Here is a 12,516-nt window from a genome sequence, read left to right as displayed (position 1 = left end):
GAGGTCACAGGGGCAAAGGTGTGGCTTTGCCGGTGGCTGTCAACGAGTTTGGACGTGAGGGGGTTCCACAAGCGCGGGGGTGGAGCTGTTCGGGCCGGGTGCGACCGGGGCAAAACTTTTCGAAAAGTTTTGCAAAATCCTTCGAAGGATTTTGGCCCGGTTGCAGGTGTTGCGCCCGGTCAGACGGAGAGCAGCTCTATCGCGACGCCTTGGCCGACGCCGACGCAGAGGGTGGCGAGAGCCGATTTGCCGCCGCTTTCGGCCAGACGGCGGGCGGCGGTGGCGGTGATGCGCGCGCCGGACATGCCGAGGGGATGGCCCATGCTGATGCCACCTCCGCGCGCGTTCACGCGGGGGTCGGCGTCGTCGAGGCCCCAAGCGCGGGTGCAGGCGAGGACCTGGGCGGCGAAGGCCTCGTTCAGTTCGATCACGTCCTGTTCGGAGGGAGGCTTGGCGCCTCTGGCAACGAGGCGTTCCACGGCGGCGATGGGGCCGATGCCCATGATCCGGGGGGCGACTCCGGCCGAGGCGGCGCGGCCGATCCGGGCGAGGGGGGTGAGGCTGTGGGCGCGGACGGCTTTGGTCGAGGCGAGGAGGAGGGCGCAGGCCCCGTCGTTGACCCCGGCGGCGTTTCCTGCGGTCACGGTGCCGTTGTCGCGGAACGGGGTGGGAAGCGCGGCCAGCCGGTCGAGCGAGGTGGCGCGGGGGTGTTCGTCGCGGTCCACCATTGTGTCGCCCGCGCGGGAGCGGATCGTCACCGGCAGAATGTCGGCGCGGTGCCAGTCGGCATCGTAGCGGTCCTGTGACCGGAGCGCGTAGGCGTCCTGGTCGGCGCGGGTGATGGCGAAGTCTTCGGCCACGTTCTCGGCGGTTTCGGGCATCGACTGGATGCCATGCGCCTTGGCGATGCGCTGGTTGACGAAGCGCCAGCCGATGGTGGTGTCATGGATTTCGGCCTGACGGGCGAAGGCGGTTTCGGATTTGGGCATCACGAAGGGCGCGCGGGTCATGCTTTCGACGCCGCCCGCGATGATGAGGTCGGCCCCGTCGCGGATGGCACGAGCCCCGGCGATCACCGCATCCATGCCCGAGGCGCAGAGGCGGTTCACCGTCAGGGCGGGAACGCTGTCGGGCAGGCGCGAGAGGAGGACGGCCATGCGGGCGACGTTGCGGTTGTCCTCACCCGCCTGGTTGGCGCAGCCGAGGATCACTTCGTCGATGGGAAGGCCGGGGTGCAGGTCGAGCAGGCCGTCGATGACATGGGCGGCCATGTCGTCGGGGCGGATGGAGGCGAGCGCCCCGCCGTAGCGGCCGATGGGCGTGCGGCGCATGGTGCAGAGAAAGACGTCCTGGGTCATTCGGGGAGTCCATCCGGGGGTGGGAGGTAGCGGGTTTTCAGCTGCGGCGGCGCGGCGCGTTCGAGGCGGGCGAGTTCGGCGGCGATGGTGGCGGGGCCGTGGGTCTGGAGGCACTCGAAGGGGCCGCGCGGCAGGTTGAGGCCGAGTTTCAACGCGGTGTCGATGCCGTCGCGGGTGGTGCCGCCTTCGGTCAGCAGCCAGGCGGCTTCGTTGGCGAGGGTGGCCTCGATGCGCAGGGCGATGGCGGGGGCATCTGGCGGGGGTGCGGGGAGCGGGTCGGGGTGGACGAAGCCGCGGCCGGTCTTGCGGCCGAGGTGGCCGCTGGCGACCTGGGCGCGCAGGGCGTCGAAGACGTGATAGCGCGGGTGGCCGTTCATGGCGCGGTTCAGGCCTTCGGTCGCGGCGAGGTTGATGTCGGCGCCGATCAGGTCGATCAGGCCGAAGGGGCCAAGGCGGTAGCCTGCGGCGACCATGGCGGCGTCGATCTTTCCTGCGCTGCGGCCTTCTTCGAGAAGGGCAAGGGCCTCGCCGTAGAAGGGCCGGGCGCAGCGGTTGACGATGAAGCCGGGGCGGTCGGGGCAGTCGATCAGGGTCTTTCCCGTCGGCTGCATCAGCGACCGGGCGGTGGCGAGGGCCTGCGGGGCCGTGCCGGGATGGGCGACGAGTTCCACCAGCCGCATTGCCGGGGCGGGGTTGAAGAAGTGGAGGCCGATGAGGCGGTCGGGGTGTTTGAGCCCGGCGGCCATCGCGGCGACGGAGAGGGAGGAGGTGTTGGTGGCGAGGAGGGCGTCGGGTGGCAGCACCTGTTCGAGGGCGGCGAAGAGGGATTGCTTGGCGGGAAGCTGTTCGATCACGGCCTCGATGGCGAGGGCGGCTGCGCCCATGGCTTCGGGGCTGTCGACGATCGTGAGGCGCGAGAGGATGGCGTCGCGGTCCTCGGGGGTGAGCTTGCCCGCCTCGACCCGGGGGGCGAGTGTGGCGGCGAGGCGGTCGGGGGCGGTGGCGCGGGCGGGTGCGTGGCTGTCGGTGGCAAGCACGCGGTAGCCTGCGGCGGCGAAGACCTGTGCGATGCCGAGGCCCATGGTGCCAAGGCCGATGACGGCGACGGGGATCATCGGCCCTGGAACCCCGGTCTGCGCCTGTCCTGGAAGGCGCCGATGCTTTCGGCCTTGTCGGCAGTGTCGAGGAGGGATTCGAAGGCCTGGCGTTCCTGGGTGAGGGCCAGCGCGGATTCCGCCCCTGCGATCAGGGCGGCTTTCGCAGCCATGAGCGCGAGGGGCGCGCGGTCGGCGAGATTGGCGGTGAGGGTTTCGGCTTCGGTGAGGGCGTCCTCGGCGAGGTGCGAGGCGAGGCCCCAGGCATGGGCGGTGGGGGCGTCGATGATCTCTCCGGTCAGGACCAGGCGGGCGGCGCGGGCGGGGCCGATGCGGGCCATCAGGCGCTGGCCGCCACCGGCGCCGGGGATGAGGCCGAGGTTGGTTTCCGGCAGGCCGAGCCGGGCGGTGGGGCCGACGACCATGAGGTCGGCCATGAGGGCGAGTTCCAGGCCGCCGCCCAGCGCGAAGCCTTCGATGGCGGCGACGAGGGGTTTGGGGAAGGCGCGGATCGTGGCCCAATGCGCCTTGCGTGGGTCGCGGGCAGCCTCGGCGGCGGTCTTGGTGGCGATTTCGGTGATGTCGGCCCCGGCGGCGAAGTTGCCTTCGGTGCCGTGGATCAGGACGGCGCGGCAGTCGGGGTTCGCGGCCAGCCGGGTCAGCGTCGCGGCAAGGTCGGCCAGAAGCGCGGTGTTCAGCGCATTGCGCGCGGCGGGCCGGTTGATGACCAGCCGCGTCCAGGCGCCGTCGCGGGTTTCAAGCAGAAGGCTCATGCGGTCAGTTTGGGGGAAGCGGCGTCTTTTTCAAGCATAAAAGTTTTAATCTTGAAATTGTTCGCAAGGCTGTCACAGTTGCGGCAGTCAGAGGAGCGACCTGGCCATGAAGATTCTTTGCCTCGGCGGTGGGCCGGCGGGACTTTACTTCGCCATCTCGATGAAACTGCGCGATCCGGCGCATGATGTGACCGTGCTGGAGCGGAACAAGGCCAACGATACCTTCGGCTGGGGGGTCGTGCTGTCGGATGACGCGCTGGGCCGGATGCAGAAGAACGATCCGGTGTCGGCCGATGCGATCCGGGCGAATTTCGCCTATTGGGACGACATCGCCGTGGTGCACGACGGGGTGCGCACGGTGTCGGGCGGGCACGGGTTCGCCGGGATCGGACGCAAGGCGATGCTGATCCTGTTGCAGGCCCGCGCGCGGGAGCTGGGCGTGAAGCTGGAGTTCGAGACGGTGTTCAAGTCGGCGGAGGAATACCGCCGCGACTATGACCTTGTGGTGGCCTGCGACGGGATCAACAGCCTGGTGCGCGCGGAATACAAGGAGGTCTTCCAGCCCGACATCGACACGCGGAAGTGCAAGTTCGTGTGGCTGGGGACGCACGCCAAGTTCGACGACGCCTTCACCTTCATCTTCGAGAAGACCGAGCATGGCTGGGTCTGGGCGCATGTCTACCAGTTCGACGCCAACACCGCGACCTTCATCGTGGAAACCCTGCCCGAGACCTGGGACAGGTTCGGTTTCGCGCATATGTCCAAGGAGGAAACGGTCGAGACCTGCCGGAAGATCTTCGAGAAGCATCTGGGCGGGCATGGGCTGATGTCGAACGCTGCCCACCTGCGCGGGTCGGCGGTGTGGATCCAGTTCCCGCGGGTGATCTGCGAGAAATGGTATCACGAGAACGTCGTCCTGATGGGCGATGCGGCGGCGACGGGGCATTTCTCGATCGGCTCGGGGACGCGGCTGGCTTTCGACAGCGCGATCGCTTTGGCCGAATATCTGCATTCCGAGCCCACTCTGGAGGACGCCTTCCGCCGCTATCAGGACGAACGCCGGGTCGAGGTGCTGCGCCTGCAATCGGCGGCGCGCAATTCGCTGGAGTGGTTCGAGCAGGTCGAGCGTTATCTGGACATGCCGCCGATCCAGTTCGCCTATTCGCTGCTGACGCGGTCGCAGCGGATCAGCCACGAGAACCTGCGGCTGCGCGACCCGAAGTGGCTGGCCAGCGCCGAGGCCTGGTTTCAGGAGCAGGCGGGGGGGCGCGTCGGCAGCCGGCCGATGTTCGCGCCGTTCCGCCTGCGCGGGATGGAGTTGAAGAACCGCATCGTCGTCTCGCCGATGGCGCAGTACAAGGCGGTGAACGGCTGCCCGACTGACTGGCATTTCACCCATTATGCCGAACGGGCGAAGGGTGGGGCCGCGCTGGTCTATACCGAGATGACCTGTGTCAGCGACGTGGGGCGGATCACGCCCGGCTGTCCGGGGCTGTATGCGCCGGAGCATGAGGCGGCTTGGAAGCGGCTGGCGGACTTCGTTCATGCGGAGACGAGCGCAAAGCTGTGCCTTCAGATCGGGCATTCGGGGCGCAAGGGATCGACCTGCGTGCCCTGGGACGGGGGGATCGACCGGCCCTTGCCTGCGGGGAATTGGCAGACGCTGGCGCCATCGGCCATTCCCTATCGGCCCGAGAATGCGGTGCCGAAGGAGATGGACGAAGGCGATCTCGCCCTGGTGCGCGAGCAGTTCGTCGCGGCGACCCGGATGGCGGACCGGGCGGGCGCGGACATGGTCGAGATGCACGCGGCGCATGGCTATCTGCTGGCCAGCTTCATCAGCCCGGTGACGAACAAGCGGACGGATGCGTATGGCGGAAGTCTGGAGAACCGGATGCGCTATCCGCTGGAGGTGTTCCGGGCGATGCGGGCGGTCTGGCCGGCGGAAAAGCCGATGTCGGTGCGCATCTCGGCCAACGACTGGATTGATGGTGGCGTCACGCCGGAAGAGGCGGTCGAGATCGGGCGGCAGTTCGCGGCAGCGGGGGCGGATATCATCGACGTGTCCTCGGGCCAGACCGACCCGGCGGAGAGGCCGATCTATGGCCGGATGTTCCAGACCCCGTTCAGCGACCGCATCCGCAACGAGGCGGAGCTGGCCACGATGGCGGTGGGCAACATCACCGACTGGGATCAGGTGAACGGCATCCTGATGGCGGGGCGGGCCGATCTGGTGATGCTGGCGCGGATGCATCTGGCCGATCCCTACTGGACGCTGCACGCCGCCGTCGAGCAGGGCGAGACCGGGGCAAACTGGCCCGCGCCCTATCGCGGCGGGCGCGACGTGCTGACCCGGCTGCGCCAGCGCCAGCAGGAGGTGATCCGGGCATGAGCGGACGGTTGGACCCGCGCGTCAGGCGCGTGCTCATCACCGGAGGGGGCAGCGGGGTCGGGGCCGATCTGGCGCGGGGCTTTGCCGCCGAGGGGGCCGAGGTGGTGATCTGCGGCAGGCGCGAGGCCCCGCTGCGCGCCGTGGCCGAGCGGACCGGGGCGCGGGTGATCCTGGCGGATGTGACGGACGAAGGCGAGGTCGCGCGGCTGTTCGCCGAGGCCGGTCCGTGCGAGGTGGTCATCGCCAATGCGGGGCAGGCGGACAGTGCTCCGTTCGGGCGGACCACGCTGGCGCAGTGGAATGCGATGCTGGCGGTGAACCTGACGGGGGTGTTCCTGACCTTCCGCGAAGGGGTGCGGCAGTTCGATGGCTGGGGGCGGCTGTTGGCCGTCGCCTCGACTGCGGGGCTGAAGGGCTATGCCAAGGTGGCACCCTATGCGGCGGCCAAGCATGGGGTGATGGGCCTGGTGCGGTCGCTGGCGCTGGAGGTTGCGCGTGGGCCGGTCACGGTGAACGCGATCTGCCCGGGGTTTCTGGACACCGAGATGACCGCGCAGACGATCCGGGTGATCGTGGAAAAGACCGGACGCTCGCCGGAGGAGGCCCGCGCGGCGCTGGAGGGCCTGAGCCCGCAGAACCGGCTGTACCGGCCCGATGAGGTGACCTCGGCTGCCCTGTGGCTGTGCGGGCCGGGTGCGGAAGGGGTGAACGGACAGGCGATCACCATTTCCGGGGGTGAGGCATGAGCGAAGGATCGAAGCGGCGGCTGAAGCTGTGGATCCGGCTGTTGTCGGTGACGCGGGGCGCCGAGGCGCATCTGCGCGAGTTCCTGCGCGTCCGGCATGGCTCGACCCTGCCGCGGTTCGACGTGATGGCGGCGTTGTACCGGCGGCGGGACGGGTGCAGCATGAGCGAGCTGAGCCGGATGCTTCTGGTGTCGAACGGCAATGTGACGACGGTCGTCGACCGGCTGGAGGCCGACGGGATGGTGGAGCGTCGTCCCTCGGAGGCGGACCGGCGCACGGTCTTTGTCAGCCTGACGCCGCAGGGGTTGCAGCATTTCGAAGTGCTGGCGCGGGATCATGAGGCCGAGGTGGCGAAGATCTTCGCCGGGCTGGACGACGCGGATGTCGATGCCTTGACCGAAATCATGAAGAGGGCTGCCAAGCGATGAGCCTGCTGACCAAGACCGAACTGGCCGGGTTCGTGGCCGAGCACTTCCTGTGGGAGGTGCGGGACCGGATCGGCATCATCCGCCTGAACCGGCCCGAGCGGAAGAACCCGCTGAGCTTTGAAAGCTATGCCGAACTGCGCGACCTGTTCCGGGCGCTGGTCCATGCGACGGATGTCGATGTGGTGGTCCTGGCGCCGAACGGGGGCAATTTCTGTTCGGGTGGGGATGTTCACGACATCATCGGCCCCCTGGTCGGGATGGAGATGAAGGACCTTCTGGCCTTTACCCGGATGACGGGGGACCTCGTCAAGGCGATGATCGGCTGCGGCAAGCCGGTGATAGCGGCGGTGGATGGGGTCTGCGTGGGGGCAGGGGCGATCCTGGCGATGGCCTCGGACCTGCGACTGGCGACCCCGGGGGCGAAATGCGCGTTCCTGTTTACGCGCGTGGGGCTGGCGGGCTGCGACATGGGGGCCTGCGCGATGCTGCCGCGGATCATCGGGCAGGGGCGGGCGGCGGAGCTGTTGTATACCGGGCGGGTGATGCGGGCCGAGGAGGGCGCGGCCTGGGGCTTCTGGAACGCGCTGCATGCGTCTGACGCTCTGGAGGAGGCGGCGATGGGGCTGGCCCGGGCGTTGGCGGCGGGGCCGGTCTTCGCGCATGGGATCACCAAGACGCAGCTGAACCAGGAGTGGAACATGGGGCTGGAGCAGGCGATCGAGGCCGAGGCGCAGGCTCAGGCGATCTGCATGCAGACCAAGGACTTCGAGCGGGCCTATCGGGCGTTTATCGCCAAGGAACAACCGGTGTTTCGGGGTGACTGACCCCCGGGGCGCTGCCCCGGACCCCGGAGTATTTGGGAAAAGAGCAAGCTGTGAGTGAAAAGAGTTTCCTTGACTGGCCGTTCTTCGAGACCCGCCATCGCGAGTTGGCGGCGGCGCTGGAAGTGTGGTGCGCGGACAATCTGCCGGTGGCGCATGGCGATGTGGATGCAGCTTGCCGGGGGCTGGTTGCGGCGCTGGGGGCGCGAGGATGGTTGCAGCATTCCGGCGCGGGCGAGGGGGAGCGGCTGGATGTGCGGACCCTGTGCCTGATCCGCGAGACGCTGGCGCGGCATGACGGGCTGGCGGATTTCTCCTTTGCGATGCAGGGGCTGGGGATGGGTGCGGTCAGTCTGTTCGGCACGGCGGAGCAGCGGGAGTGGCTGGGGCGGACGCGATCAGGTCAGGCGATTGCGGGCTTTGCGCTGACCGAACCCGGGTCGGGGTCGGACGTGGCGGCGACGGCCACGGTGGCTGAGCGGGTGCAGGGCGGCTGGCGGCTGTCGGGGGAGAAGACCTGGATCTCGAACGGCGGGATCGCCGATGTCTATGTGATCTTCGCGCGGACCGGGGAGGCTTTGGGGGCGAAGGGGTTGTCGGCGTTCCTGCTGCCAGCGGCGACCACGGGGCTGGAGGTGGTCAGCCGGATCGAGGTGATGGCGCCGCACCCGCTGGCGCATCTGCGGCTGGACGGGGTGGAGCTGCCGGATAGCGCGTTGATCGGCAGGCCCGGCGAGGGGTTCAGGATCGCAATGTCGGTGCTGGATGTGTTCCGGTCGACCGTCGGCGCGGCGGCTCTGGGCTTTGCGCGGCGGGCGCTGGACGAGGCGCTGGCGCGGACGAAGGCGCGGCGGATTCAGGGGCAGGCGCTGAGCGAGTTGCAGCTGGTTCAGGGGCATCTGGCGGACATGGCGCTGGAGATCGACGCCTCGGCCCTGCTGGTCTATCGGGCGGCCTGGGTGAAGGACAGGGGCGCTGCCCGGGTCAGCCGCGAGGCGGCGATGGCCAAGCTGTATGCGACCGAGGCCGCGCAGCGGGTCATCGACATGGCGGTGCAACTGCATGGCGGCGACGGGGTGCGGCAGGGATTCGCGGTGGAAAGCCTGTATCGCGAGATCCGGGCGCTGCGGATCTACGAGGGCGCGAGCGACGTGCAGCGGATCGTGATCGCGCGGAGCATCCTGGGATGACTTACGAACGCCTGATCCAGATCGAGTTCAACCACTGCGACCCGGCGGGGATCGTTTTCTACCCGCGTTATTTCGAGATGGTGAATTCGGTCATCGAGAATTTCTTTGCCGATGTGGTCGGGCGGTCCTTTGCCTCGATGCACAGCGGCGCGTCGAATGGCGTGCCGACGGTGGCGATGGAGGCGGTGTTCCAGCGGCCCTCGCGGCTGGGCGACAAGGTGCGCTTTGCGTTGCGGGTGGAGAAGGTCGGTGGGTCCTCGGTCAAGCTGTGGATCGAGGGGCACGGGGACGACGGTCTGCGGCTGCGGGTCGGGATGACGCTGGCCTGGATCGAGGGAATGAAGGCCGCTCCGTGGCCCGGGGAGATGCGGGCGGCGTTGGAAGCCTACAAGGAGACGCAGGATGCATGAGGTCCTTCACCCAAAGCACTGGAAGGCCGCGCGGGGGTATTCCAACGGTATGGCGGCCGAGGGGCGCTTGGTCTTTACCGGCGGGATCATCGGCTGGAACGCGCAGCAGGAGTTCGAGACCGACGATTTCGTGGGCCAGGTCGAGCAGGCGTTGAAGTCCATCGTCGAGGTGCTGGCCTGTGCCGGGGCGGGGCCGGAGCATCTGGTGCGGCTGACCTGGTATGTAACCGACAAGCGGGAATACCTGAGCAGTCTCAAGGAGTTGGGGGCGGTCTACAAGGCGGTGATCGGGCGGCATTACCCGGCGATGGCTTTGGTGCAGGTGGTGGCGCTGGTCGAGGACCGGGCGAAGGTGGAAATCGAGGCAACCGCCGTCATTCCGAAGGCGTGACGGCAAGGGTTTGGGAGGACCCGAAGGATGCTTGGACCGACAGGACATGGCGACACATTCACGCGGGATCGGCTGCCGCCGGCGGAGGACTGGCCGGAGATCCGGCTGGAGGGTTTCGACTATCCCGATTGGTTGAACGTCGGCGTCGAGTTGACCGACCGGATGGTCGAACGCGGCTTTGGCGACCATACGGCTCTGATCGGCAACGGGCGCAGCCGGACCTACAAGGAGTTGACCGACTGGTCGAACCGGATCGCCCATGCGCTGGTCGAGGATTACGGGGTCAGGCCCGGCAACCGGGTGCTGATCCGCAGCGCCAACAATCCGGCGATGGTGGCCTGCTGGCTGGCGGCCACCAAGGCGGGGGCGGTGGTGGTGAACACCATGCCGATGCTGCGGGCCGGAGAGCTGACCAGGATCGTGGACAAGGCCGAGATCAGCCATGCGCTGTGCGATACTCGGTTGATGGAAGAACTGGTTGCCTGCGGCAAGGACAGCCGGTTCCTGCGCACCATCGTGGGCTTTGACGGCACCGCGAACCATGATGCGGAACTGGACCGGGTCGCCTTGAAGAAGCCCGTGCGGTTCGAGGCGGTGCGGACGGGGCGGGACGATGTGGCTTTGCTGGGGTTCACCTCGGGCACCACGGGCGAGCCGAAGGCCACGATGCATTTCCACCGCGACCTGCTGATTATCGCAGATGGCTATGCGCGCGAGGTGCTGGGGGTGACGCCAGAGGATGTGTTCATCGGCAGCCCTCCCTTGGCGTTCACCTTCGGGCTGGGCGGGCTTGCGGTGTTTCCGCTGCGCTTCGGCGCGGCGGCGGCGCTGCTGGAGCAGGCCTCGCCCCCGAACATGGTGGCGATGATCGAGGAGCATCGGGCGACGATCTGCTTCACCGCCCCCACGGCCTATCGGGTGATGCTGAAGGCGATGGATGAGGGGGCGGACCTGTCGTCCTTGCGGGCGGCGGTGTCGGCGGGGGAGACCTTGCCCGCGCCGGTCTATGAGGAATGGCAGCAGAAGACCGGCAAGCCGATGCTGGACGGGATCGGGGCGACGGAGATGCTGCATATCTTCATCAGTAACCGGTTCGACGATCATCGGCCGGGCTGCACGGGCAAGCCGGTGACGGGCTATGAGGCGCGGATCGTCGATGAGGAAATGCGCGAGGTGCCGCATGGCGAGGTCGGGCGGCTGGCGGTGCGGGGGCCGACGGGGTGTCGCTATCTGGCGGACCACCGGCAGCGGGCCTATGTGCGCGACGGCTGGAACCTGACGGGCGACAGTTTCTGGCAGGACGAAGAGGGCTATTTCCACTTTGCCGCGCGGTCGGACGACATGATCCTGTCGGCGGGTTACAACATCGCGGGGCCGGAGGTGGAGGCGGCGCTGCTGTCGCACCCGGCGGTGCTGGAATGTGCGGTGGTGGGAGTGCCGGACGAAGACCGGGGCCAGATCGTGCAGGCGCATGTGGTGCTGGCGCCGGGGCAGTCGGGCGATGCGCTGATGGTCAAGCTGTTGCAGGACCATGTGAAGAAGGTGATCGCGCCCTACAAGTATCCGCGCAGCGTGGTGTTCACCGAGGCGCTGCCCAAGACACAGACCGGCAAGATCCAGCGGTTTCAGTTGCGGGGCACGAAGGGCTAGGCGGCGCCCTTCGGGACGATCCCGGCGGCGACCCATTCGTCCAGCTTGGCCAGCACGGCGTCGCAGAAGGCGGCGTCGTTGATGTGGCAGTCGAGGACGGTGTGCTCGACCCGGCCTGTCAGCGCGCGTTCGGCGGCTTCGGTGAAGGCGGCCAGGCCCTCGGGGTCGTGCGCAGCTTCGCCGGGGCGGTCCCACTCCTCGATCCCGCCCCTGGGCAGGAAGAAATGCGTCGGGCCCTTGGCCTGGGCCAGCCGGTCGGCGATGACGCGGGCAAGCTCGCGGCGTTCCTCGGCGTTGAAGCCCACGCTTTTGATCAGGCGGTTGTGTTCGTGGAAGGGGCGGTCCTGGAAACGCGGCGGGATCGGTTGCCAGCCGGCGAGGTCGAGGATGTCGGCGGCACCCGGAGCCACCAGTTGCGGCGTGCCGCTGCGGCCCGCGCCGGTCAGCCGGTCGGCCCCGGCGCTGACCAGCGAGCCGTGCAGCATGTTCACCAGTTCCTGCAAGGAGAAATCCATCACGCAGGCGAAGGTGCCCTCGGCGGCCAGACGCTCGAAGGCCATGCCGCCCATGCCGGTGGTGTGGAACACCGCGATGTCATAGCCGCGCCGGGTCAGTTCGGGGTGCAGGCGTTTCATGTATTTCAGGCAGGAGGAGCCGAGCGAGGTCATCCCGATCAGCGGGCGGTCGAGTTTCGGCGCCTCCACCGCCTGCGCGGCGCCGAGGACAGCCCCGGCGGCCTGGCTGAGCGAGGACTTGCACAGTGGGTTGAGGCCGTAGAGACCCCCGGCCCAGAGGATGAACTGGACGTCCGCGGCCATGCGTTCGGCGGCGATCAAGGGCGATCCGGCGACGGTGGAGACGATGTATTTCGGCACGCCCAGCGGCAGGGCCTGCGCGCAATCCAGCGCGAGGTCGGTGCCCATCGTGCCGCCCAGCGCGATCATGCCGTGGAAGCGGCCTTCGGCATGGAGTTTGCGGGTCATGCGGGCGGCGCCTGCGCTCATCCGGGCGAAGGCCTCGCCTTCCTCGCCCAGCGCGATCAGGGCGTCGATGGTGGTGTTGGCGGCGGCGGCGACCTGGTGCTTGGAGACATCGACAGAGGTCTTCGCCTGACCCAGGATGCTGACATCCATCGCCAGCACCTCGCCGCCCTGCGCCTTGATCCGGCTGATGAGGTAGGCAAGTTCGTCCGCCTTGGTGTCGAACGTGCCGATGACCAGGATGGTTTTCGTCATGTGCCTTCCCCTGCCGGTGCCATCGTGC

The 12,516-nt window shown here is 68.2% G+C and carries 12 protein-coding genes; 8 read left to right on the top strand and 4 right to left on the bottom strand.

The genetic code is table 11. From position 1 onward, the window contains the following. Nucleotides 1-179 precede the first annotated feature (179 nt). Genes D5084_RS06975 through D5084_RS06965 form a run of 3 tightly spaced genes read right to left on the bottom strand, consistent with a single transcriptional unit; the run spans nucleotide 180 to nucleotide 3,225 of the window. A complete protein-coding gene (locus tag D5084_RS06975; protein WP_128514790.1) occupies nucleotides 180-1,358 on the bottom strand; it encodes an acetyl-CoA C-acyltransferase in 1,179 nt (392 codons plus the stop codon). Then, a complete protein-coding gene (locus tag D5084_RS06970; protein ID WP_128514789.1) occupies nucleotides 1,355-2,473 on the bottom strand; it encodes a 3-hydroxyacyl-CoA dehydrogenase in 1,119 nt (372 codons plus the stop codon). The genes D5084_RS06975 and D5084_RS06970 overlap by 4 nt, the downstream gene beginning before the upstream one ends. Beyond that, nucleotides 2,470-3,225: an enoyl-CoA hydratase-related protein gene (locus tag D5084_RS06965; RefSeq protein ID WP_128514788.1), complete on the bottom strand. Its 756-nt coding sequence runs from the start codon at nucleotides 3,223-3,225 to the stop codon at nucleotides 2,470-2,472. The genes D5084_RS06970 and D5084_RS06965 overlap by 4 nt, the downstream gene beginning before the upstream one ends. 106 nt (nucleotides 3,226-3,331) lie before the next feature. On the opposite strand from D5084_RS06965, the gene D5084_RS06960 reads away from it, so the two are divergent. The 8 genes from D5084_RS06960 to D5084_RS06925 are packed head-to-tail and all read left to right on the top strand — an operon-like array spanning nucleotide 3,332 to nucleotide 11,253. Then, nucleotides 3,332-5,617, top strand: a complete 2,286-nt coding sequence (locus tag D5084_RS06960; protein ID WP_128514787.1) for a bifunctional salicylyl-CoA 5-hydroxylase/oxidoreductase — start codon at nucleotides 3,332-3,334, stop codon at nucleotides 5,615-5,617. Then, a complete protein-coding gene (locus tag D5084_RS06955) occupies nucleotides 5,614-6,363 on the top strand; it encodes an SDR family NAD(P)-dependent oxidoreductase (protein ID WP_128514786.1) in 750 nt (249 codons plus the stop codon). The genes D5084_RS06960 and D5084_RS06955 overlap by 4 nt, the downstream gene beginning before the upstream one ends. Beyond that, nucleotides 6,360-6,791: a MarR family winged helix-turn-helix transcriptional regulator gene (locus tag D5084_RS06950; RefSeq protein WP_128514785.1), complete on the top strand. Its 432-nt coding sequence runs from the start codon at nucleotides 6,360-6,362 to the stop codon at nucleotides 6,789-6,791. The genes D5084_RS06955 and D5084_RS06950 overlap by 4 nt, the downstream gene beginning before the upstream one ends. Beyond that, complete coding sequence (locus D5084_RS06945) at nucleotides 6,788-7,615, top strand: enoyl-CoA hydratase family protein (protein ID WP_128514784.1); 828 nt, start codon at nucleotides 6,788-6,790, stop codon at nucleotides 7,613-7,615. Before D5084_RS06950 ends, D5084_RS06945 begins: the two co-directional genes overlap by 4 nt. 50 nt (nucleotides 7,616-7,665) lie before the next feature. Next, entirely contained in the window at nucleotides 7,666-8,802 is a 1,137-nt protein-coding gene (locus D5084_RS06940) for an acyl-CoA dehydrogenase family protein (RefSeq protein WP_128514783.1), read from the top strand. Then, nucleotides 8,799-9,212: an acyl-CoA thioesterase gene (locus D5084_RS06935; RefSeq protein WP_128514782.1), complete on the top strand. Its 414-nt coding sequence runs from the start codon at nucleotides 8,799-8,801 to the stop codon at nucleotides 9,210-9,212. The genes D5084_RS06940 and D5084_RS06935 overlap by 4 nt, the downstream gene beginning before the upstream one ends. Further along, nucleotides 9,205-9,603: a RidA family protein gene (locus tag D5084_RS06930; protein WP_128514781.1), complete on the top strand. Its 399-nt coding sequence runs from the start codon at nucleotides 9,205-9,207 to the stop codon at nucleotides 9,601-9,603. The genes D5084_RS06935 and D5084_RS06930 overlap by 8 nt, the downstream gene beginning before the upstream one ends. A gap of 27 nt (nucleotides 9,604-9,630) precedes the next feature. Then, the gene (locus tag D5084_RS06925; protein ID WP_128514780.1) at nucleotides 9,631-11,253 is read left to right on the top strand and encodes an AMP-binding protein; all 1,623 of its coding nucleotides are present in this window, start codon (nucleotides 9,631-9,633) and stop codon (nucleotides 11,251-11,253) included. On the opposite strand, the gene D5084_RS06920 is transcribed toward D5084_RS06925, so the two are convergent. Continuing rightward, complete coding sequence (locus tag D5084_RS06920; protein ID WP_128514779.1) at nucleotides 11,250-12,488, bottom strand: Tm-1-like ATP-binding domain-containing protein; 1,239 nt, start codon at nucleotides 12,486-12,488, stop codon at nucleotides 11,250-11,252. The genes D5084_RS06925 and D5084_RS06920 overlap by 4 nt on opposite strands. Nucleotides 12,489-12,516: the final 28 nt, after the last annotated feature.

Source organism: Tabrizicola thermarum (assembly GCF_003574395.1).
Lineage (GTDB): Bacteria > Pseudomonadota > Alphaproteobacteria > Rhodobacterales > Rhodobacteraceae > Tabrizicola > Tabrizicola thermarum.
This window is presented reverse-complemented; position numbering and strand designations above follow the sequence as displayed.